The sequence below is a fragment of the Thiohalorhabdus denitrificans genome, from assembly GCF_001399755.1.
Taxonomy (GTDB): domain Bacteria; phylum Pseudomonadota; class Gammaproteobacteria; order Thiohalorhabdales; family Thiohalorhabdaceae; genus Thiohalorhabdus; species Thiohalorhabdus denitrificans.
In genome coordinates this window covers 289,155-308,961 of sequence record NZ_LJCP01000011.1, presented here as the reverse complement: position 1 = coordinate 308,961, position 19,807 = coordinate 289,155, and the positions used below count along the sequence as shown (strand labels likewise).

Genomic DNA, 19,807 nt, shown 5'->3' with positions numbered 1-19,807 from the left:
CCGCTCCACGTCCCCGCGGGTAGTGGAGTGACCCACGGACAGTCGCACGGCCCCGGCCGCCCGCTCCCGCCGCCGTGGGCAGGGGGAGCGCCTCCGCAGGGGGTTGCTCACTCCGCCTGTTTGTAGGCCTCGAAGCCGCCCTTGGCCTTCCAGGCGTCGAAGCCGCCGGCCAGGATCTTGACGTTGTCGTAGCCCGTCATGCGGAGCGCCAGAGCCGCCTGGGCGGAGAGGCTGGAGGTGTTGCAGTACAGGAGCACCGGCTCGTCCTCGGGGATCCGGTCCCGCTCGTTGAGGACCTGGCGCCATTCAATGTGCTCGGCGCCGGGGATGTGGTCCTCCTCGTACTGACCGGCGTCGCGGGTGTCGATCACCACGAAGCGCTCCCAGAGGTCGGGGGTGATCTGCTCGGGACGCACGCCGCCTCCGCTGTAGGACTCGAAGGCGAAGTGGTCGCCCAGCGCGGCCTCCACGGCGTCGTCGCCGGCCTGGGCCGGCGTGGCCAGGCCGAGCGCGCCCAGGAGGAGGGCGGCGGGGAGGGCGTGACGGAGCATGTTGCGGTTCATGGGGCTTCCTTTGCGGGTTGGGGCAAGGGGCGGGCTAGCAGCAGGAGCCGCCTCCACCCCCGGCGTGGCCGCCGCCCTTGGTCTCGGCGGGGGCACGCCGGGTGCCCGGCGGGGCGCAGAAGGTGGCCGGCTCGCCATTCTCGGCGGGCGCAATGCCGATGAAGTCGGCGGCCTGGGGACCCTCCGTAAGGTGGCGGAAGGTGCGCTCGCAGACCGCCATGCGCGCCCCCCGCGGGAAGATGTGGCCCTCGTCGTCGGTGACGCTGGCGAAGGGTCCCCGGTAGACCACCGCGTGGCCGTAATCCAGGCAGGGCCCGGTCTCGGGCTTCACCGCGGTGAGGGTGACGGAGCGGAATTCGATGCCCTCCACCACCTGCCAGGGCTCGGCGTCCCATTTGTCGTAGCGGATGGCGGCGAAGCCGGCGCGGGCGAAGGCGGCGGCGAAGTCCTCCTCCTGGAAGGCGCCGCTGATGCAGCCGCTCCACAGCTCCGGGTCCGCCTTCAGGGACTCCGGCACCGGCTCGTCGCTGACGATGTCGGAGACGGCCACCCGTCCGCCCGGGCGCAGCACCCGGTGGATCTCCCGCACCAGCTGCTCCTTGTCGGTATCGCGCACCAGGTTGAGGACGCAGTTGGAGACCACCAGGTCCACCGAATCGGCGGCCACCAGCGGCGCCTCGGCGCGTTGGCGTTCCCGCCACGCCTCCAGGTCGGCCAGATCGGCGCTGGTGCCTACCGGGTGCTCGGCCAGGCGGCGATCCTGGGCCTCCAGGTCCAGTCCCAGGTCCTCGATGCGGCCCTTGCGGAATTCCACCCGGTCGCCGCCCAGGCGCTCGGCCATCTCCGGCTGGTACTTGCGGGCCAGGGCCAGCATGTCGTCATTGGCGTCCACGCCGATCACCCGGCCCTCGGGCCCAATCAGCTGGGCGGCCATGTAGCAGATCTTGCCGCCGCCGGCGCCCAGGTCCAGCACCGTGTCGCCTTCGCACACATAGCGGGAGGGGTCGCCGCAGCCGTAGTCCTTCTCCAGGATCTCGGCGGGCAGGGCCTCCAGCAGGGCGGGGTCGTAGTCGGTGGGGCAGCACAGCGCCGGCTCCACGGCCTGGGCTCCCCGGGAGTAACGGTCCATGACGGGATCGTGGGCGCTCATCGCGGTCTCCTCGTGGCAGTTATCGGCCGGGATCAGAAGGTGAGGACGGTGTCGCTGGCGGCCGCCCAGCCGGCCAGGGCCTTCATAGAGCCGCGCTCGATGCCGGGCCGCAGGTCGGCGTCGGCAAGGCCGGCCCCGTCCAGGGCCTTGCCGCAGGCGGAGACGGCCAGGTCCGCCTCCATGAGCTCCTCCATCAGCTCGCCCTGCTCGGGGTAGGCGTCGCGCCCGGCGAGGGCGGCCGCGCCGCGCAGGAGATGGATCCGCACGTCGTGGCCCTCGGCGAGGGCCGCACCGGCGAAGCGCAGGCCCTCACCGGCGGCGTCAGGATCGGTGGCGGGATCCGTCTGCAGGATCACCAGGGTAGTGCTCATCCGGTGGCCTCCTGTGGTTGACTGTCATTAGGTCCGGCACCCTCGGCCACGGGCAGGCCCGCTTCGTTCCAGGCCGTCATGCCACCGCGGACCACGTGGACGTCGGCGAAGCCGTTGCGGGCGAGGAGGTCGGCGGCCTTGGCCGAGCGGCGGTCGGTCTTGCAGAACAGGGCCAGGGGGCGCTCCGCGGCGTCGGCCAGCTCGTCGAGGCGCCGTGGCAGCTCGTCCACGGGGATATTGATCGCGTCGGGGATGCGACCCAGCTCCCCGGAGAGCTCGGCGGGGGAGCGTACGTCCACCACCAACAGATCATCGCCTGCCTCCAGGCGGCGGTGGACCTCGTCCACATCCAGCATGGGCCGTCGCCGCAGCCGGGCCACCAGTCGGGGCAGGAAGGCCGCCAGGGCCAGCAGTCCCAGCCCCAGCAGGCCCTTCTGGATCAGCCCCTCGGCGCCGGTGGCCGCCTCGCGGCCCACGTAGCCGAGGTAGGTGTAGGCGGCGGCCCCCGGGGCCATGCACACCAGGGTGGCGACCACGTAGGGCAGTACCGGGATGCGGGTGAGGCCCAGGGCGTAGTTGAGCAGGTTGTAGGGGAAGATGGGCACCAGCCGGGTGAAGGCCACGAAGCGCCAGCCCTCCGCCTCCACGCCCTCCTTGAGCTGCTTCAGACGGCCACCGGCGCGCTCGGCCACCCAGTCGGAGGCCAGGTAGCGGGCGATGAGGAAGGCCAGGGTGCCGCCGATGGTGGCCCCGGCCAGGTTCACCGCCGTGCCCAGCACGGGCCCGAACAGGGCGCCGCCGGCCAGGGTCAGCACGGAGCCGGGCAGGAAGAGCACCGCCCCAAGGGTGTACAGGGCGAGGAACAGCAGGGGGGCCAGGCCCCCGGTGCCCTGGATCCACGCCTCCACATCGGCGGGGTCTATCCGGTCGCGGTAGAATAGGGCGGCGGCGACGGCCAGGAGCAGCAGGCCGCCGAGCAGCCAGCGCAGCCACTTAGGCGGTGCCATCGGTCTTCTCCTGGAAACGCTGGTTGATGGGGTATTCCGGGGTGCCGCCGCGGAACGGGATGCCGATGAGCATGCCGTCGAGCCACTCCGCGGCTCGCGGATCGCGCACGCTATGGATGCCGATGGTCATGCCCTCGTGGCCGGCGCGCGGCTGGTCCCGGTAGGTGCCCAGCAGGCGGTCCCACCAGGGCAGGTTGAAGCCGAAGTTGCTGTTGGTCTCGTCGCCCTCCAGGGAGTGGTGCACGCGGTGCATGTCCGGCGTCACCACGATCCAGCGCAGGACCCGGTCCACGCCGGTGGGCAGCCGCAGGTTGCCGTGGTTGAACAGGGCGGTGGCGTTGAGCAGTACCTCGAAGACCAGCACGCCGGCGGGCGAGGCCCCCAGCGCCACCACCGCCCCCAGCTTGAGGACCATGGACAGCACGATCTCGACGGGATGGAAGCGCAGGCCGGTGGTGGTATCGAAGTCCAGGTCGGCGTGGTGGACCCGGTGCAGCCGCCACAGCGCCGGCACGGCGTGGAACATGACGTGCTGGAGGTAGACGATCAGGTCCAGGATCACCACGCTGAGCACCAGCACCAGGACGCCCGGCAGGGCCCACTGGTTGAACAGGCCCCAGCCCTGGCTCTCGGCGTACAGGGCGGCGCCCACGGCCGCGGCGGGAAACAGCAGGCGCAGCAGGACGGTGTTGAGGACCACCAGGCCCAGGTTGTTGAGCCAGCGCACCCAGCGCGGCTGGCTGCGGGGCCGGCGGGGTACCGCAGCCTCTGAGAACAGCATGACGCCGAGGACACCCAGGAAGAAGCCGAGGCGGATCTGGGGCTCGTAGGCGAGCAGCAATTCCGAAACCGTCATGGGGAACCTCCGCCATAGGTCTGGTTCGGGTTCAGGGCTGAACGAGCTATAGAGTACAATGTTCAATTGATCATTCAAATAGTGGATGCACCATGAGTGACTTCAAGCACGCGCTCGCCGAGCAGTTCGCCCGCGTGGGCAAGGCGCTCTCCAACGCCAACCGGCTGGAGCTGCTGGAGTACCTGGCCCAGGGCGACCGCAGCGTGGAGGCGCTGGCGCGGGTCTCGGGGCTGAGCGTGGCCAACGCCTCCCAGCACCTCCAGCAGCTGCGCCAGGCCGGGCTGGTGACCACCCGCAAGGAGGGGCTCTACGTCTACTACCGCGTAGCGGGGGACGAGGTGGTGGAGCTGCTGGACGCCCTGCGCAAGGTGGCGGAGAACAACCTGGCGGAGGTGGAGCGGCTGATCGCCTCCAACCTGGCCACCAAGGACCGCATGGACCCCCTGGCGGCCGAGGAGCTCCTCAGCCGGGCCCGGGACGGCGGGGTTACGGTGCTGGATGTCCGCCCCGAGGAGGAGTACGCCGAGGGCCACCTGCCCGGCGCCGTGAACGTCCCCCTGGAGGATCTGGAGTCCCGATTGGAGGGTCTGCCCCCGGACCAGGAGGTGGTGGCCTACTGCCGCGGCCCCTACTGCGTGCTGGCCTACGAGGCGGTGGCGCGCCTGCGCGAGCGGGGCTACGAGGCACGGCGGCTGGAGTACGGCTACCCGGAGTGGAAGGCCGGGGGCCATCCGGTGGAGGAGGATTCCGGGGAGGGGGAAACGAAGTAGGAGGGCCGTTGGGCCCTCTCTGGGTACCCGTCTGTCGGATACGCTGGCCGGCCCGGATAGAGCCTGAATCGGATTGTGGGAGCGGCTATCAGTCGCGACCGCTGGCGATTGGCAACCGCGTCGCGGTCACGGACCGCTCCCACAGGGGCGCTACCCGTTGGTCGGGTCGAGAGCCTCTGGCGGCTGGCCCTGTTGTGGGGCCAGCGGAGTGAGGCCCCGCAACAGGGCCGGGTCGAGGCGCGCCAGATCCTCCGGCCGGTCCACGTCCCAGGTGGCCGGCAGCTCCCGCCACTCCGCCCCGGCGGCGCGCAGGCGCTCCCGGCTGACGGCAGCCACCCGTTCCGTGCCCCAGGGGATGGCCCGGAACAGCTCCGGCAGGGGACGGGCGAGCCCGATTAGCCCGTAGCCGCCGTCCTCGGTGGGCTGGAGCACGGCATCGGCGCCCTCCGCCAGGGCCCGAAAGGCGGCGGCCACCGACTCCGGCCCCCGCTCCGGCAGGTCTGTACCCACCAGTACCGCCGGACCGCCCCCGGCCAGGGCCTCCTCGAGGGTGTGGCGCATGCGCTCCCCCAGGTCCCGGCCGTGCTGGGGCCGCAGGGGGATGCGGTGGCGGCGGGCGCAGGCGCGCAGGAAGGGGGCGCCGGCGGGCGGCGCGGCGTACAGCCGGGTCCGCCAGGGACCGGCCCCCGCCAGGCGCTCCAGGGTGGCGGCGGTGAGGCGCATGTGCAGCCGCACCCGGTCGCCCGCGCCCAGGGCGGGCGCCAGCCGCCGGAAGACCCGCCCCGGAACGGGGGCCTTGGCGAACACCAGCAGCCGAGCCGAAGGCGCCTTCCTCATCCCTGTTTGTACCGTGCGGCGAGCACGGCCGGATCGGCCCCCAGCCAGTAGCGCAGACGCAGGCCCCACATGAGCAGGATGGTGCGCAGGACGCCGTTGTCCTCCCAGCGCCGGCTGGAGGTCCGGATGGGTGCCCGCAGGCACAGGGGGCGCCCGCAGCAGGCCTTGAGGGCGGCGCTCAGGGCGATGTCCTCCATCAGCGGCTGCTCGGGAAAGCCGCCTTCCGCCTCGAAGGCGTCCCGCTCCACGAACAGGCCCTGGTCGCCGGTGGCGATGCCGGTGAGGCGCGAACGCGCGTTCATCAAGCTCCCCACCACCCGCAGCAGGGGATGGCGGCCGGCGCCGCTCAGGCGCACGTCGAACCGGCCCCAGGAGCGGCCGTTCCGGGCTAGGCCCGCGAGCAGGAGGCGGTCGCCGTCCTCCGGTGGGCGGGTGTCGGCGTGCAGGAACAGCAGTACGCGGCCGGTGGCCTCGGCCGCTCCCGCATTCATCTGCCGCGCCCGGCCCTGCGGCCCTTCCAGGACCCGGTCGGCCCAGGGCGCTGCCGCCTCCAGCGTGCCGTCGTCGCTGCCGCCGTCCACCACCAGCACCTCGGCGCCGCGCTCCCGCCACTCCTGCAGGGGGGCGAGGGCCGCGGCGATGCCGGCCGCCTCGTTCAGGGCCGGAACCACCACCGACAGCTCCGGCGTGCCGGACTCAGCCAAGGGCGCCGCCGCAGCTGGAGCCCTGGCCCGCCGTGCAGCCGTAGCAATGCTCGCGCACTACCACCGGACTGCCGGCGAGGTCGGCGCCGATCAGGTCGCGGATGTGGGGCCGGTCGGAATGGCCGGGGCCCTCCAGCGGCAGGTCGAGCATCTGGTTGAAGTCGCAGTCGTAGACGTAGCCCCGCCAGTCCACCGACAGCAGGTCGCGGCACATGACCCCCTCCAGGTTCTCGGCGCGGTGGGCCCCCTTGAGCAGGGCCAGGTAGTCGTCGAACCGGCCGTGGGAGAGCAGGGTGGAGCCGAAGCGCTGGATGGGCATGTTGGCGATGGTGAACAGGCGGTCGAAGACGACGCCGAATTCGCTGCCCAGGTGCTCGCGGTAGGCCGCCTCCAGCTGTTCCTGGTCCGGCGGCAGGCTCGGCCCCTGGGGGTTGTAGACCAGGGTCAGGGTGGGGGCGTCGCCGCCGGCGCCGTAGCCCAGGGCGTTGAGGCGCCGCAGGGCCCGGATGCTGGCATCGAACACCCCCTCGCCCCGCTGGCCGTCCACGTTGGCCTCCTGATAGCAGGGCAGGCTGGCCACCACCTCCACGCCGTGGCCGGCGAGGAATTCCGCCAGGTCCTCCTGGCCGGGCTCCTCCAGCACGGTGAGGTTGCAGCGGTCGATGACGTGGACGCCGCGCTCCCGGGCCGCGGCCACCAGGTCCCGGAAATGGGGGTTCAGCTCCGGGGCGCCCCCGGTGAGGTCCAGGGTGGCGATCTCCCCGGCGTCCATGAAGGCCAGCAGGTCGTCCACCGTCTCCCGGTCCATGACCTCGGTGCGGTTGGGCCCGGCGTTCACGTGGCAGTGGAGGCAGGTCTGGTTGCAGCGGTAGCCCAGGTTCACTTGCAGGGTGGTGACGGCGCGCCGGGTGAGCGCCGGGAAGTCGCTGTTCTCCAGGTGGGGCAGGGTGGCGTGCACGGTCAGGCTCCTCTATCCCTATAGCCCGCAATCGGGCGCGGAAACGGGGGTATACCACGGAGGGCACGGAGAACGGCCCATTGCTCCTGCCAGCCGGCCTGTAGGAGCGGCTATCAGCCGCGACTTGCCGAATGGGGGAGCGTTCGTCGCGGCCAATGGCGGCTCCCACAAGCGCTTTGCCCTGGAAAGCGCGGTGATCTGAACCGGCCGGCTAGCCAGAGTTTCCCCTGTGTCCTTCGTGAGGGCTGTGGTGATACTTGATTTCTTGGGCCGCTGTTCAAACGGTTCAAGGTACCAGCCGGTTGATCCAGCCAACCAGCCGCTTGACTCCCGGCTGGAAGAGCCGCTCGCCGTAGTATTTCTCCACTGCCCGCTTGGCGATCTCGGCCAGCGTGGGGTAGGCGTGGACGGCGCTCGCGATGTCCTTGGGCTTCAGGCGGCCGCGCACCGCCTGCGTCAGCTGCGGCAGCAGCTCGCCGGCGTGGGGGCCGACCACGGTGGCGCCGATGATCCGCCCGCGCCGGAACACCAGCTTGGCGAAGCCGGTTTCTTCGCCCTCGGCCAGCGCGCGATCCAGGTCGGCGAAGTCGGCGCGGTGGGCCTCCACGTCCCCGAATTGGCGCTCCGCCTCGGCGGCGGTGAGGCCCACGTGGGCCACCTCCGGGTCGCTGTAGGTGACCCGCGGCAGGGCGGTGAGGTCCGCCCTGGCCGGCAGCCGGAACACGGCGTTCTGGATCACCACCCCCGCCTGGTAGTTGGCCAAGTGGGAGTACTGGTAGGGCCCGCAGACATCGCCCACCGCGAAGATGTGCCGGGCGCTAGTGCGCTGGCGCCGGTCCACGGCCACCGCGCCGTGGTCGTCGAGCCGCACCCCGGCGGCCTCCAGATCCAGGCCGGCGGTGGTGGGTTGGCGGCCGGTGGCCACCAGGAGGCGAGCGGCGCGCGCCTCCGTGCCGTCGGCGAGGCGCAGGGCATGACGTTCCCCTGCGTGGCCCGGGACGACTTCCCGCACCCGGGCCCCCGTGCGCACCGCCACGCCGTCGGCCTCCAGGGCGGCGCGCAGGACCGCCGAGGCCTCCGAGTCCTCCGCCGGCAGCAGGCGCGCGCCGGCCTGGAGCAGTGTGACCGCCCAGCCCAGGCGCCGGAACGCCTGGGCCATCTCCACGCCCACCGGTCCGCCGCCGATCACGGCTAGGGACCCCGGCGCCTCCGCCACCGAGAACAGGTCCTCGTTGGTCCAGTAGCCGGCCGCCTCCAGGCCCGGGATGTTCGGCACCGCCGGGGCGGAGCCGGTGGCCAGGACGATGCGGCGGCCGTGCAGGACGCGGTCGCCCGCTTCCACCCGGTGGGGGTCCAGGAAGCGGGCGGCGGCGAAGATCACCTCCACGCCGTAGGCGCGGAAGCGCTCCGGGTCGTCGTGGGCCTGCAGGCGCTCCACCACCGCGCCCACCCGGCGGCGCACCGCGCCCATGTCGATCTCCGGGGCCTGGGCCAGCAGGCCGAAGTCGGGGCCGCGGCGCATGAGGCTCGCCACCCGGGCGCTGCGCAGCAGGGCCTTGGAGGGTACGCAGCCGGTGTGCAGGCATTCGCCGCCCAGCTCGCCACTCGCCTCTACCAGCGCCACCCGCAGGCCGAGCCGGCCGGCCACGCTGGCCACGGAGAGGCCGCCGGAGCCGCCGCCGATGACCACCAGGTCGAAACGCTCTTCGGGGCTATGCGGAGCGGTCATTTAGGGGGCCAAAGCTAGGTGAGGACTGGCTGGATAACCCCTGAGGTTGTGCCCTCCAGGGCGCAAAGGGCGGTGTGGGAGCGGTCCGAGACCGCGACCTGCCTGGCGGGGTACGCCGGTCGAGGTCCCGGACCGCTCCTACAAGGGAGCCTGGGCGTTCTCGAGCACCGTCGTGCAGGCAGGTAGAATCCCTAGGCTCTGGCCACCGTCTACCCAAGGAAACCGTCTCCGTCATGCAATGGATCGATCGCATACCGCTGGGCTCGCTGGTGTTCGGGGCGCTGTTGCTGGGGCTGGCGCCCTTCGCGCCGGAGCCCCACCTGTGGCAGAAGCTCAAGATGCTCGCCGACGGCAGCCTGAGCCGGCCCATCGACATCTTCGATCTCTTCCTGCACGGGGCCTTGCCGGTGCTGCTGGGGATCCGGCTGGTCCGGGTTGCCTGGCCCCGGGCCGCGGAGTGACCCGGGGCCAGGCCCTTCCCAGCCCCTTCCAAGGCCCCTAATAATAGGGGACGACCGGGGCGCTTGCTATGGGGAGGCCGGCCATGATCACAGCCCATACGGACGTGGTGGGCAGCCTCCTGCGCCCGGCGGAGCTGCTCCGCGCGCGGGAGGAGCGGGCGGCCGGGCGCCTGGATGCCCCCGCCTTCAAGGCCGTGGAGGACGCCGCGGTGGACGGGGCCGTGCGCCTGCAGGAGGAGGCGGGCATGGCCGTGGCCACCGACGGCGAGATGCGCCGCCTCTCCTTCCAGAGCCAGATGACCGAGGCGGTGGAGGGGTTCGGCGAGTGGGATCTGGACGCCTTCCTGTGGGGGAACTGGCAGGGGGACGCGGAGACCGGGGACTGGTCCCGGGAGCGGCCCACCCGGCTCGGGGTGGAGGGGCGGCTGCGGCGCCGGCGCTTCCTGTCGGTGGAGGAGCTGGTCTACCTGCGTGCCCGGGTGGGGCCGGGGACGGTGCCCAAGGTGACCCTGCCCAGCCCCAGCCTGTTCGCCAGCTTCTGGGACCCCGAGCGCTCCGCCGGCGCCTACCCCACCCTGGAGGCCTTCCTCGCCGATGTGACCGACCTCCTCCGGGAGGAGGTGGCGGAGCTGGCCCGGCTCGGCGCCCGGTACCTGCAGCTGGACGCGCCCCACTACCCGCTGCTGCTGGAGCCTGGCACCCGCGCCTTCTACGAAGCGCGCGGGGGGAGCTGGCGGGACTGGCTGGCCCGGGGCATCGAGCTGGACAACGCCGTCATGGACGCCGCCCCGGGGGTGACCTTCGGCTTTCACCTGTGCCGGGGCAACCAGGGCAGCCGCTGGCTGGTGGAGGGCGGCTACGACCCCATTGCCGGACCCGTCTTCCGCGGCACCCGGGCGCAGCGTCTGCTGCTGGAGTACGACGACGAGCGGTCGGGCTCCTTCGCTCCATTGGCGGAGGTGCCGGAGGACAAGACGGTGGTCCTGGGCCTGGTCACCACCAAGACGCCGCGCGTGGAAAGCCCGGAGTGGCTGGAGGGGCAGGTCCGGGAGGCGGCGCGGTACGTGCCCCTGGAGCGCCTGGCCCTGTCGCCGCAGTGCGGCTTCTCCACCTCGGTGGTGGGCAACCGGGTCACCGTGGAGGACGAGCGGCGCAAGCTGGCGGCCATCCGGGACGCCGCCGAGCGGCTCTGGAGGTGAGGCCCGGAGCGGTGCCACACATCCCGAAAACCTTTTATCCTCGGCCACTTCCCTGTGTATCCTGCCCATTCCCCGTCCAGGAAATTAGGATCGCTCCATGAAGGGATCCAGCAATGCCCCCGTCCTCAAGGATTTGGTTCTGGTGGGGGGCGGCCACAGCCACATCGCCGTCCTGCGGCGGTTCGGCATGCGCCCCGAGCCGGGGGTGCGGCTGACCCTCGTGGTCCGGGACGTCCACACCCCCTATTCGGGGATGCTGCCCGGCTACGTGGCCGGCCACTACGCCTACGACGAGTGCCACATCGACCTGCGGCCGCTGGCCCGCTTCGCCGGGGCCCGTCTGATCCACGCCGAGGCCGCCGGTCTGGACCTGGAGGAGGGCCGGGTGCTCTGCCACGGCCGACCGCCGGTGGCCTACGACCTGGTGTCCCTGGACACCGGATCGCGGCCGGACACGGGCAGCGTGCCCGGCGCCGCCGAGCACGCCATCCCGGTCAAGCCCATCGACGGGTGGCTGGCGCGCTGGGAGCGGGTCAAGGCGGAGGCCCTGGAAGCGTGCGGGGACTACCGCGTGACCGTGGTGGGCGCGGGGGCCGGCGGGGTGGAGCTGGCGCTCTCGGTACGCCACGCCCTGCGGGGCGCGGTGGCCGACGGTGGCGGCGACCCCGACCGCCTGCAAATCGATCTGGTCTCCGCCGAGGACAGCGTGCTGCCCGACCACAACCGCCGCGCCCGGTCCCGGTTCGGCCGCATCCTGCGTGAGCGCGGTATCGGGGTGTATACCGGGGCCGCGGTGGCGGAGGTGGGGCCCGGCGGCAGACTGCACCTGGAGGACGGCCGGGAGCTGGAGACGGACGCCCCCTTGTGGGTGACCCGCGCGAGCGCCCCGGAGTGGCCCGCCGCGTCTGGCCTGGCCACGGACGAGGCCGGCTTCGTGGCGGTGAACGAGCACCTGCAGTCCACCTCCCATCCCGAGGTCTTCGCCAGCGGCGACATCGCCTCCATGGTGGGCCATCCCCGCCCCAAGTCCGGGGTCTACGCCGTGCGCCAGGGCCCGCCCCTGGCGGCCAACCTGCGCCGGGCCCTGCTGGGCCGGCGCCTCAAGCGCCACATCCCGCAGCAGGAGGCCCTGGCCATCATCAGCACCGGCGACCGCCACGCCGTGGCGGTGCGCGGCCGCTGGGCGGTGGAAGGGGACTGGCTGTGGCACGCGAAGCGCCGGATCGACCGGCGCTTCATGGCGAAGTACCACGACCTCCCACAGATGGAGGAGGACCAGGAGACCGAGGTCCGCGAGGAGATCGCCGGCGGCCCCGAGGCCCTGAAGGAGATCGCCTCGGTGGCCATGCGCTGCGGCGGCTGCGGGGCCAAGGTGGGCAGCTCGGTGCTCTCCCGCGCCCTGGCGCGCCTGGCCCCGGTGGACCGCGACGACATCCTGCTGGGCCTGGACGCCCCGGACGACGCGGCGGTGGTGGAGGTGCCCGAGGGCCAGGTGATGGTCCACACCGTGGACTTCTTCCGCGCCATGGTGGACGACCCCTACGTGTTCGGGCAGATCGCCGCCAACCACAGCCTGGGCGATGTCTTCGCCATGGGCGCCGATCCGCAGTCCGCCCTGGCCCTGGCCACCCTGCCCTACGGCCGCGAGGAAAAGGTGGAGGAGCAGATCTACCAGATGATGGCCGGCGCCCTGTCCGTGTTCGAGGACAGCAATACGGCCCTGGTGGGCGGGCATACCGGGGAGGGCGCCGAGCTGGCCTTCGGCTTTGCCATCAACGGCCTGGTGGCCCGGGACCGCATCCTGCGCAAGGGCGGCATGCGGCCGGGCGACGTGCTGATCCTGACCAAGCCCGTGGGCACCGGCACCCTGTTCGCCGCGGACATGCGCCACCTGGCCAAGGGGCGCTGGGTGGCCAAGGCCCTGGAGGCCATGGTTACCTCCAACCGGCGCGGCGCCGAGTTGCTGTTCGCCCACGGTGCCACCGCCTGCACCGACGTCACCGGCTTCGGCGTCCTCGGCCACCTGGTGGAGATGACCAAGCCCTCCGGGGTGGACGTGGAGGTCCGGCTGGAGGACCTGCCGGTGCTCGACGGCGCCCTGGAGACCGTCCGCGCCGGGGTCTTCAGCTCCCTGCAGCCGGAGAACGTGCGGTTGCGGCGCGCGGTGAAGAATCCCGAGGCCGCCGGTGCCGACGAGCGCTACCCGCTGCTGTTCGATCCGCAGACCGCCGGCGGCCTGCTGGCCAGCGTGCCGGAGGAGGCGGCGGCGGACTGCTTGGCCGCCCTGCGCGAGGCCGGCTACCCCGAGGCGGCGGCCATCGGCCGGGTGCGGGAGGCGGAGGGCGGCGAGGAATCGGTGACCGTGGTACCCGCGGGCGGTGCGGTCGGGGCCGATCCCCGGGAGGTCGGGGGCTTCCGGCGCTGGACCCAGGGCGTCACGCCTTGAGGCCGGAACCGGGATCCCCACGGCGGGCCCGGAGAACACTGAAATCGGCCCCCCGGATGCCCCTGTGGGAGCGGCTACCAGCCGCGACCGGCCAAGGGCGCCTCCGTCGCGGCCGATGGCCGCTCCCACAATGGCCAGCTCCCTTGGTGAGGGTCAGGAGGCCGTGAGCTCGTTCATCAGCCCCCGCCAGGCCGCCGCCTCGCGCTCCGGTTCGAACAGCGGGGCGCGCTGGCGGCAGTGCTTGGTGAGGGTCGCGTAGAAATCGGGATCCCCTTCGGCGCGGCGCAGGAGGTCGGTGAGGGCGGCGGTGTCCTCCACCGGGAAGCGGCCCGGATAGTCGCGGCCGAGCAGGCCGGTGTTGCCCGGGATGGCCGAGGCCAGCACCGGGACCCCGGCGACGATGGCCTCGCCCACGGCGTTGGCGCCGCCTTCCATGCGGGAGGAGTGGACAAGCAGATGGGCCCGGGACAGCGCCCGGCGCACCCGCCAGCGGGGCATCTCGCCGTGCCAGCGGTAGCGTGGGTTGTTCGCCATCTCGGCCCGCGCCGCCTCCGCCCACTCCGCGTCCGGCGCCAGACCGAAGTGGTGGACGACCACCCGCGAGTCCGGGGGCAGTCGCCGGGCGGCCCGGGCCGGACGGAAGGGGTCCTTCTCGTGGCGCAGGTGGCCCACCACCAGGGCGCGGAATTCCCCCCGCACGGGCTGCCTGGGGCCGGGCGGGGGCGTGGCCGACTGGATGATCACCGTAAGGCGGTCGTGGAAGCGCGCGGGGATGTCGTCGGCGGCGGCCTCGTGGATGGCCACCAGCCGGTCGGCCAGGCCCATGGTGCGGTGGGTGGTGTCGGGATCGGACGCCTGGAAGCGGTAGAGGTCGGTGCCGGTGAGCGCCACCACCAGGGGCCGGTCCGGATGCCGGTCCCGGAAGCGGGCGGCGGCCCCCGCGCTGCGCCAGGCGTGCAGGGCCACCATGGCGTCGGCGGGCTCGTCGGCGTAGTCCGTGGCGACGTCCACGCGGTGGCCCCCGGCGCGCAGGAAACGGGCCCAGCGCTCGGCGGTGGCGCGGTTGCCCGAGCGGGAGCCGCGGGCGGCGGGGGTGATCATGCGGATGCGCACGGGGCCTCCGTAGTGGCGGAGCGATACACCATAGACAGGGCGAGGTAGGCGATCATGACGCAACCGGTACAGGCGGACATCCTGCTGGACATGCTGGCGGACGCCCGGGCGCGCACCTTCGAGTTGGTGGAGGGCCTGGACGGCCCCCAGCTCACCGAGCCCATGCTGCCCACCGTGAACCCGATGCTGTGGGAGATCGGCCACGTGGCCTGGTTCCACGAGCACTGGATCCTGCGCCATCTGGACGGCCGGGATCCGCTGATCCCCAACGCCGACGAGCTCTACGACTCTTCGGCCATTCCCCACGACGACCGCTGGACCCTGCCGCTGCCGCCCCTGGAGGATACCATCGCCTACATGACCGAGGTGCACAACGCCCTGGTGGCCCGCCTCGAGCCCCTGGGCGGCCAGCCGGCCCCGGTGGCGGACAGCTACTTCTACCAGCTCACCACCTACCACGAGGATATGCACGACGAGGCCTTCACCTACACCCGCCAGACGCTGGGCCAGCCCCGGCCCGACTTCGCCGACACGGGGGGCGGCCTGGACACCGACGACCATCCGCGGGCCGGGTCCCTGGCGGGCGACGTGGAGGTCCCGGGAGGCACCTTCTGGCTGGGGGCGGCGGAGGACGAGCCGTTCGTGTTCGACAACGAGAAGTGGGCTCACCGGGTGGACCTGCGTCCCTTCCGCATCGCCCGTGCGCCGGTCACCAACGCCGAGTTCGCGGCCTTCGTGGAGGATGGCGGCTACCGGGAGCCGCGCTGGTGGTCGGAGGCGGGGTGGCAGTGGCTGCAGGCCCAGAAGCGCGACCACCCCGTCTACTGGCACCCGGAGGGCGGCGGGCGCTGGCTGGTGCGGGACTTCGACGCCTGGCGGACCCTGCCGCCCGACGCCCCGGTGATCCACGTCAGCGCCCACGAGGCCGAGGCCTACTGCCGCTGGGCGGGGCGCCGCCTGCCCACCGAGGCGGAATGGGAAGCGGCCGCCGCCGGCGAGCCCGACGGTCCGGGCGTCGGGCTCGCCGAGCGCAAGCGCCGCTTCCCCTGGGGCGAGGCGTCGCCCACCTTCGACCGCGCCAACCTGGACGGCCGCTATCTCGGGACCCTGGACGTGGCCGACTGCCCCGAGGGCGACAGCGCCTTCGGCTGCCGCCAGATGATCGGCAACGTCTGGGAGTGGACCGCCTCGCCCTTCGAGCCCTATCCGGGCTTCAGCCCCGATCCCTACAAGGACTACTCCCAGCCCTGGTTCGGCGACAACCGGGTGCTTCGCGGCGGCGCCTGGGCCACGCGGGGGCGGATGCTGCGCAACACCTGGCGCAACTTCTTCACCCCGGGGCGCTGCGACGTGCTGGCTGGGTTCCGGACCTGCGCGTTGAACGAGGAGTGAGCGCGTGCGTGGGTGGGCTGGCCGCCCGCGACTGATATGGATGGGGTGCACGGCCCAATCTTGACCTCCGGGTACCGGGTGGTGACCGTCCGCGAAAGGGGTGCCGTGGAATCCGTTTTCCTCTTGCTCCGTCCCCTGGGGCTCTACCTGGGGGCGGCCCTGTTCGAGATCGGGGGCTGCTTCGCCTTCTGGGCGTGGCTGCGCCTGGACAAGAGCGCCTGGTGGCTGCTCCCCGGCCTGGTGGCCCTCGCCGCCTTCGCCTACCTGCTGACCCGCATCGACACCGATTTCGCCGGACGCGCCTACGCCGCCTACGGCGGGGTCTACATCGCCTCCTCCCTGCTGTGGCTGTGGGGGGTGGAGGGGCAGGTCCCCGACCGGTGGGACGGGATCGGGGCGGCGGTGTGCCTGCTCGGGGCCGGGATTATCCTGCTCGGTCCGCGCGGGGCCTGAAGGCCGGGAACCCGTAAAGAGGGCCGTGGTCTTTTTATATGGATAAACGCATATTGACATATGTGGCTATCCATATACGCTGGGACCAGCAAAACCGAGGAGGTGGTCATGGCGTGTCAGGCGGAGGAATTTTTCCGTGCCCTGGGGGACGAGACGCGGCTGCGCTGCGTCGCCCTGCTGCAGGCCGAGGGCGAGCTGTGCGTCTGCGAACTGACCCATGCGCTGGGCCTGGCCCAGCCCAAGGTCTCCCGGCACCTGGCCCAGCTCCGCAACGCCGGAGTGGTGGCCTCCCATCGGCGCGGCACCTGGATGCACTACATGCTCCACCCCGAACTTCCGGATTGGGCGCGCCGGGTCGTGGCGGAATGGGCCGCCGCCTGCGCCGACCGGGCCCCCTTCGCCGAGGACCGTCGCGCCCTGCAGGCCATGCCCGACCGCCCGGAGAAGGCCTGCTGCGCCTGATCCGCCTTCTTCAGCCGAGCGTACCGCCCGGGAATTGACCATGAGCCAACGCGAAACCGCCCTGGAGGCCCCCGACGTCCGCGAGGGCATGGGCCTGTTCGGGCGCTATCTCTCCGTGTGGGTGGCCCTGGCCATCGTCGCCGGCGTGGCCCTGGGCCAGCTCGCCCCGGCCGTGCCGGCGGCGTTGTCACGCTTCGAGTACGCCCAGGTCTCCATCCCGGTGGCGATCCTCATCTGGGCCATGATCTTCCCCATGATGGTCCAGATCGACTTCGCCTCCATCCTGGGGGTGCGCCGCCAGCCCAAGGGGTTGGCCATCACCACCGTGGTGAACTGGCTCATCAAGCCCTTCACCATGTTCGCCATCGCCTGGTTCTTCCTGATCGTCCTGTTCGCGCCGCTGATCCCGGCGCCCCTGGCCCGGGAGTACCTGGCCGGGGCCATCCTGCTCGGGGCGGCGCCGTGCACGGCCATGGTCTTCGTCTGGAGCTACCTTACCCGGGGCGATCCCGCCTACACCCTGGTGCAGGTGGCGGTGAACGACCTGATCATGCTGTTCGCCTTTGCCCCCATCGTGGTTCTTCTGCTGGGGATCTCCGACATCACCGTGCCCTGGGACACGGTGGCCCTGTCGGTGCTGCTCTACATCGTCATCCCGCTGGCGGCGGGCTACGCCGCGCGGGTGACGCTGATCCGGAGCCGGGGCGTGGAGTGGTTCGACAATGTCTTCATGCCGCGTATCGGGGCGGTAACCCCCGCCGGCCTCATCCTCACCCTGGTGCTGCTGTTCGCCTTCCAGGGCGAGGTGATCCTGGCCAATCCGCTGCACATCGTCCTGATCGCCATCCCGCTCACCGTGCAGACCTTCCTGGTCTTTTTCCTTGCCTACGGCTGGGCCTGGGGGTGGCGGGTGCCGCACAACGTGGCCGCGCCGGGGGCCATGATCGGGGCGAGCAACTTCTTCGAGCTGGCGGTGGCGGCGGCCATCGCCCTGTTCGGCCTGCAGTCCGGGGCGGCGCTGGCCACCGTGGTGGGGGTGCTGGTGGAGGTGCCCTTGATGCTGGCCCTGGTGAAGATCGCCAACCGCACCCGCCACCGCTTCCCGGCGGCCGGGGGCGCGGGCGGATGAGCGCCCCGGAGGGGCGCATGCACCCGGACGCCGCCCGCGGGGTGACCAAACGGGGCAGGGTCCTTGCCCTGCGGTGGTCGCCGCGCCACGGCCGCGGGCCTCAGGTGTTCGTGGAGGCGGCTGGCACCCAGGACATCTAGAGCAGGGGTGGCTGGCCGGTCGGAGGAAGCTGCGGCCTTTTATATATGGATAAACGCATATGGCGATATCGGAATGTGCAGCAGCAAGCAAAGGAGTAGGCCATGAACCGTTTCCATGTGCACGTCGCGGTGGATGATCTGGAGCGCAACAAGGTCTTCTACAGCAGCCTGTTCGGCGCGGAGCCGGCGGTGAGCAAGCCGGACTACGCCAAATGGGAGCTGGAGGATCCGGCGGTGAATTTCGCCATCTCCGCGCGGGGGCGGGCGCCGGGCATCGACCACTTGGGCATCCAGGCGGCCGACGAGGATGGCCTGTCCCGGCTGGAGGAGCGGGCCCGGGCCGCCGATGCGGGGGGCCTCAAGGAGGCGGGCACCACCTGCTGCTACGCCGTCTCCGACAAGTACTGGGTCACCGACCCGCAGGGCGTCGCCTGGGAGACCTACCACACCCTGGACGAGGCGGCGCTGTTCACCGAGCCGGCCGGCGGCTGCTGCGGGCCGGAGACCGGCGCCTCCTCCTGCTGCGATTAGGGGGTCCGCGTGAACATCCTCTTTCTCTGCACCGGCAACTCTTGCCGCAGCCAGATGGCCGAGGGCTGGGGCCGCCACCTGGGCGGCCCGGATCTGAACTTTGCCTCCGCTGGCATCGAGGTCCACGGCCAGAATCCCCGCGCCATCGCCGTCATGGCCGAGGCCGGCGTCGACATCAGCGGCCAGGAGTCCACCCGCCTGGACGATGAGCTGCTGGCCTGGGCCGACCGGGTGGTCACCGTCTGCGGCCACGCCGACGAGCACTGCCCCATCCTTCCCCCGGGCACCGCCAAGGAGCACTGGCCGCTTTCGGACCCGGCCAAGGCCACTGGCAGCGAAGCAGAGGTTATGGATACCTTCCGTGCCACTCGGGACGAGGTGGAGCGGCGGGTGCGGGAGCTGGTGGGGCGGCTGCGGGAGGAAGTCTCCGGGTAGCGCCTTCTCCCTGTAGGAGCGGCCAGTGGCCGCGACGGGAACGGCCCCGGTGGGTCGGGACCGCTAGCCCTCCCGCTGGAATCCGCGCCGCGGTGGATGCGCGGCCGGTCACCGGGAGTCGACGATCTTCACTGTGGAGGTAGCGATGTTCTCCGCCCTGGGCGATTGGATCGCCTACGCCTTGCTGGGCCTAAGCCCCGAGGGGTCCCTGGGTCCGGCGGTGCAATTCTTCGTCATGGACACCGCCAAGATTTTCGTGCTGCTGGTGGCGGTGATCTACGTCATGGGCCTGCTGCGGGCCATGATCAGCCCGGAGCGGGTGCGCGAGTACGTGCGCGGCAAGCCCAAGGGCGTGGCCCGCTCGCTGGCGGTGGGGCTGGGGGCGGTGACGCCGTTTTGCTCCTGCTCCTCGGTGCCGCTGTTCATCGGTTTCGTGGAGGCGGGCATCCCGCTGGGGGTGACCTTCTCCTTCCTCATCGCCAGCCCCATGATCAACGAGGTGGCGGTGGTGCTGCTGCTGGGCATCCTGGGCTGGAAGCTCACCGCCATGTACGTGGCGAGCGGCCTGGTGGTGGCCTACGCCGGCGGCGCCCTCATGGAGCGGCTGCGCCCCGAGCGCTGGGTGGCCGACTACGTCTGGAAGATCCGGATGGGCGAGACCGCCCAACCGGAGGTGGACACCAGCATCAAAGGCCGCCACCGCTTCGCCGTGGGCGAGGTCCGCGAGATCGTCGGCCGCATCTGGAAGTGGGTGTTGGCCGGCATCGCCGTGGGCGCCGCCTTCCACGGCTTCGTGCCCGAGCAGTGGGTGAGCACCTACCTCGCCGGCGGCCAGTGGTGGACGGTGCCCGCGGCGGTGGTCCTCGGCGTGCCCCTGTACGCCAACGCCACCGGCGTCATCCCAGTGGCCGAGGCCATGCTGGCCAAGGACGTGGCCGTGGGCACGGTGCTCGCCCTGATGATGGCCATCGCCGCCCTGTCGCTTCCCGAGATGCTCATACTGCGCAAGGTCCTGCACTGGAAGGCCCTGGCGCACTACGCCGCCATCCTCGCCGGCGCCTTCATGCTGGTGGGATGGGGCTTCAACCTGGCTGCCTGAAG

22 protein-coding genes are annotated in these 19,807 nt (G+C 71.9%); 12 read left to right on the top strand and 10 right to left on the bottom strand.

Translation table 11 applies throughout. The features are described 5' to 3' along the window. Nucleotides 1-107 precede the first annotated feature (107 nt). Genes AN478_RS10920 through AN478_RS10900 form a run of 5 tightly spaced genes read right to left on the bottom strand, consistent with a single transcriptional unit; the run spans nt 108 to nt 3,947 of the window. On the bottom strand, nt 108-563 hold the full coding sequence (locus AN478_RS10920; RefSeq protein WP_074471250.1) for a rhodanese-like domain-containing protein: 456 nt from the start codon (nt 561-563) through the stop codon (nt 108-110). A gap of 34 nt (nt 564-597) precedes the next feature. Next, a complete protein-coding gene (locus AN478_RS10915) occupies nt 598-1,713 on the bottom strand; it encodes a methyltransferase domain-containing protein (protein WP_054966636.1) in 1,116 nt (371 codons plus the stop codon). 32 nt (nt 1,714-1,745) lie between these two features. Continuing rightward, entirely contained in the window at nt 1,746-2,084 is a 339-nt protein-coding gene (locus AN478_RS10910; protein WP_054966635.1) for a DsrE family protein, read from the bottom strand. Then, the gene (locus tag AN478_RS10905) at nt 2,081-3,091 is read right to left on the bottom strand and encodes a VTT domain-containing protein (protein ID WP_054966634.1); all 1,011 of its coding nucleotides are present in this window, start codon (nt 3,089-3,091) and stop codon (nt 2,081-2,083) included. The genes AN478_RS10910 and AN478_RS10905 overlap by 4 nt, the downstream gene beginning before the upstream one ends. Beyond that, nucleotides 3,078-3,947, bottom strand: coding sequence for a sterol desaturase family protein (locus tag AN478_RS10900; RefSeq protein WP_054966633.1), 870 nt, complete (start codon nt 3,945-3,947; stop codon nt 3,078-3,080). Before AN478_RS10900 ends, AN478_RS10905 begins: the two co-directional genes overlap by 14 nt. A gap of 92 nt (nt 3,948-4,039) precedes the next feature. Between AN478_RS10900 and AN478_RS10895 the strand changes: the two genes are divergently transcribed. Then, nucleotides 4,040-4,717 carry an ArsR/SmtB family transcription factor gene (locus AN478_RS10895; RefSeq protein ID WP_054966632.1) on the top strand — a complete coding sequence of 226 codons (678 nt, stop codon included), beginning with the start codon at nt 4,040-4,042 and terminating at the stop codon, nt 4,715-4,717. A 150-nt stretch (nt 4,718-4,867) separates the two neighbouring features. On the opposite strand, the gene AN478_RS10890 is transcribed toward AN478_RS10895, so the two are convergent. The 4 genes from AN478_RS10890 to AN478_RS10875 form a co-directional block, all read right to left on the bottom strand. Continuing rightward, nucleotides 4,868-5,554 (bottom strand): TIGR04282 family arsenosugar biosynthesis glycosyltransferase, encoded by a 687-nt coding sequence (locus AN478_RS10890; RefSeq protein ID WP_054966631.1) that lies wholly within the window; start codon nt 5,552-5,554, stop codon nt 4,868-4,870. Next, nucleotides 5,551-6,258, bottom strand: coding sequence for a TIGR04283 family arsenosugar biosynthesis glycosyltransferase (locus tag AN478_RS10885; RefSeq protein WP_054966630.1), 708 nt, complete (start codon nt 6,256-6,258; stop codon nt 5,551-5,553). Before AN478_RS10885 ends, AN478_RS10890 begins: the two co-directional genes overlap by 4 nt. After that, the gene (arsS, locus tag AN478_RS10880; RefSeq protein ID WP_054966629.1) at nt 6,251-7,216 is read right to left on the bottom strand and encodes an arsenosugar biosynthesis radical SAM (seleno)protein ArsS; all 966 of its coding nucleotides are present in this window, start codon (nt 7,214-7,216) and stop codon (nt 6,251-6,253) included. Before arsS ends, AN478_RS10885 begins: the two co-directional genes overlap by 8 nt. A gap of 286 nt (nt 7,217-7,502) precedes the next feature. Next, on the bottom strand, nt 7,503-8,945 hold the full coding sequence (locus AN478_RS10875; RefSeq protein ID WP_054966628.1) for a dihydrolipoyl dehydrogenase family protein: 1,443 nt from the start codon (nt 8,943-8,945) through the stop codon (nt 7,503-7,505). A 233-nt stretch (nt 8,946-9,178) separates the two neighbouring features. Between AN478_RS10875 and AN478_RS10870 the strand changes: the two genes are divergently transcribed. The 3 genes from AN478_RS10870 to selD all read left to right on the top strand — a co-directional run bounded on the left by AN478_RS10870 (nt 9,179) and on the right by selD (nt 13,051). Then, nucleotides 9,179-9,406: a hypothetical protein gene (locus AN478_RS10870; protein ID WP_054966627.1), complete on the top strand. Its 228-nt coding sequence runs from the start codon at nt 9,179-9,181 to the stop codon at nt 9,404-9,406. 83 nt (nt 9,407-9,489) lie between these two features. After that, nucleotides 9,490-10,605, top strand: a complete 1,116-nt coding sequence (locus AN478_RS10865; protein WP_054966626.1) for a cobalamin-independent methionine synthase II family protein — start codon at nt 9,490-9,492, stop codon at nt 10,603-10,605. A 97-nt stretch (nt 10,606-10,702) separates the two neighbouring features. Beyond that, entirely contained in the window at nt 10,703-13,051 is a 2,349-nt protein-coding gene (selD, locus tag AN478_RS10860; RefSeq protein ID WP_074471251.1) for a selenide, water dikinase SelD, read from the top strand. Nucleotides 13,052-13,204: 153 nt separating this feature from the next. On the opposite strand, the gene senB is transcribed toward selD, so the two are convergent. Continuing rightward, nucleotides 13,205-14,164 carry a selenoneine biosynthesis selenosugar synthase SenB gene (gene senB, locus AN478_RS10855; RefSeq protein ID WP_054966625.1) on the bottom strand — a complete coding sequence of 320 codons (960 nt, stop codon included), beginning with the start codon at nt 14,162-14,164 and terminating at the stop codon, nt 13,205-13,207. A gap of 54 nt (nt 14,165-14,218) precedes the next feature. On the opposite strand from senB, the gene senA reads away from it, so the two are divergent. From senA to AN478_RS10820, 8 genes are all read left to right on the top strand, one after another. Then, nucleotides 14,219-15,556 carry a selenoneine synthase SenA gene (gene senA, locus AN478_RS10850; RefSeq protein ID WP_054966624.1) on the top strand — a complete coding sequence of 446 codons (1,338 nt, stop codon included), beginning with the start codon at nt 14,219-14,221 and terminating at the stop codon, nt 15,554-15,556. A gap of 105 nt (nt 15,557-15,661) precedes the next feature. Continuing rightward, on the top strand, nt 15,662-16,009 hold the full coding sequence (locus AN478_RS10845) for a YnfA family protein (protein WP_231627398.1): 348 nt from the start codon (nt 15,662-15,664) through the stop codon (nt 16,007-16,009). A gap of 108 nt (nt 16,010-16,117) precedes the next feature. Beyond that, the gene (locus tag AN478_RS10840; protein WP_054966623.1) at nt 16,118-16,471 is read left to right on the top strand and encodes an ArsR/SmtB family transcription factor; all 354 of its coding nucleotides are present in this window, start codon (nt 16,118-16,120) and stop codon (nt 16,469-16,471) included. Nucleotides 16,472-16,511: 40 nt separating this feature from the next. Further along, nucleotides 16,512-17,600, top strand: coding sequence for an ACR3 family arsenite efflux transporter (gene arsB, locus AN478_RS10835; protein ID WP_054966622.1), 1,089 nt, complete (start codon nt 16,512-16,514; stop codon nt 17,598-17,600). After that, nucleotides 17,597-17,740 (top strand): hypothetical protein, encoded by a 144-nt coding sequence (locus AN478_RS13985; protein WP_156344093.1) that lies wholly within the window; start codon nt 17,597-17,599, stop codon nt 17,738-17,740. Before arsB ends, AN478_RS13985 begins: the two co-directional genes overlap by 4 nt. A gap of 102 nt (nt 17,741-17,842) precedes the next feature. Beyond that, nucleotides 17,843-18,271, top strand: a complete 429-nt coding sequence (locus tag AN478_RS10830) for an ArsI/CadI family heavy metal resistance metalloenzyme (protein ID WP_054966621.1) — start codon at nt 17,843-17,845, stop codon at nt 18,269-18,271. Nucleotides 18,272-18,280: 9 nt separating this feature from the next. Further along, nucleotides 18,281-18,706: an arsenate reductase (thioredoxin) gene (gene arsC / locus AN478_RS10825; protein WP_074471252.1), complete on the top strand. Its 426-nt coding sequence runs from the start codon at nt 18,281-18,283 to the stop codon at nt 18,704-18,706. Between the two features lie 145 nt (nt 18,707-18,851). Continuing rightward, nucleotides 18,852-19,805, top strand: coding sequence for a permease (locus AN478_RS10820; protein ID WP_054966620.1), 954 nt, complete (start codon nt 18,852-18,854; stop codon nt 19,803-19,805). Nucleotides 19,806-19,807 lie beyond the last annotated feature (2 nt).

Coding starts and splice junctions, on each gene's coding strand:
- AN478_RS10900 (WP_054966633.1), bottom strand. CDS start 3,947: ATGACGGTTTCGGAATTGCTGCTCGCCTACGAGCCCCAGATCCGCCTC.
- senA (WP_054966624.1), top strand. CDS start 14,219: ATGACGCAACCGGTACAGGCGGACATCCTGCTGGACATGCTGGCGGAC.
- AN478_RS10865 (WP_054966626.1), top strand. CDS start 9,490: ATGATCACAGCCCATACGGACGTGGTGGGCAGCCTCCTGCGCCCGGCG.
- AN478_RS10905 (WP_054966634.1), bottom strand. CDS start 3,091: ATGGCACCGCCTAAGTGGCTGCGCTGGCTGCTCGGCGGCCTGCTGCTC.
- AN478_RS10910 (WP_054966635.1), bottom strand. CDS start 2,084: ATGAGCACTACCCTGGTGATCCTGCAGACGGATCCCGCCACCGATCCT.
- AN478_RS10895 (WP_054966632.1), top strand. CDS start 4,040: ATGAGTGACTTCAAGCACGCGCTCGCCGAGCAGTTCGCCCGCGTGGGC.
- AN478_RS10820 (WP_054966620.1), top strand. CDS start 18,852: ATGTTCTCCGCCCTGGGCGATTGGATCGCCTACGCCTTGCTGGGCCTA.
- AN478_RS10915 (WP_054966636.1), bottom strand. CDS start 1,713: ATGAGCGCCCACGATCCCGTCATGGACCGTTACTCCCGGGGAGCCCAG.
- AN478_RS10875 (WP_054966628.1), bottom strand. CDS start 8,945: ATGACCGCTCCGCATAGCCCCGAAGAGCGTTTCGACCTGGTGGTCATC.
- selD (WP_074471251.1), top strand. CDS start 10,703: ATGAAGGGATCCAGCAATGCCCCCGTCCTCAAGGATTTGGTTCTGGTG.
- AN478_RS10830 (WP_054966621.1), top strand. CDS start 17,843: ATGAACCGTTTCCATGTGCACGTCGCGGTGGATGATCTGGAGCGCAAC.
- AN478_RS10920 (WP_074471250.1), bottom strand. CDS start 563: ATGAACCGCAACATGCTCCGTCACGCCCTCCCCGCCGCCCTCCTCCTG.
- AN478_RS10870 (WP_054966627.1), top strand. CDS start 9,179: ATGCAATGGATCGATCGCATACCGCTGGGCTCGCTGGTGTTCGGGGCG.
- AN478_RS10890 (WP_054966631.1), bottom strand. CDS start 5,554: ATGAGGAAGGCGCCTTCGGCTCGGCTGCTGGTGTTCGCCAAGGCCCCC.
- AN478_RS13985 (WP_156344093.1), top strand. CDS start 17,597: ATGAGCGCCCCGGAGGGGCGCATGCACCCGGACGCCGCCCGCGGGGTG.
- AN478_RS10840 (WP_054966623.1), top strand. CDS start 16,118: ATGGCGTGTCAGGCGGAGGAATTTTTCCGTGCCCTGGGGGACGAGACG.
- arsB (WP_054966622.1), top strand. CDS start 16,512: ATGAGCCAACGCGAAACCGCCCTGGAGGCCCCCGACGTCCGCGAGGGC.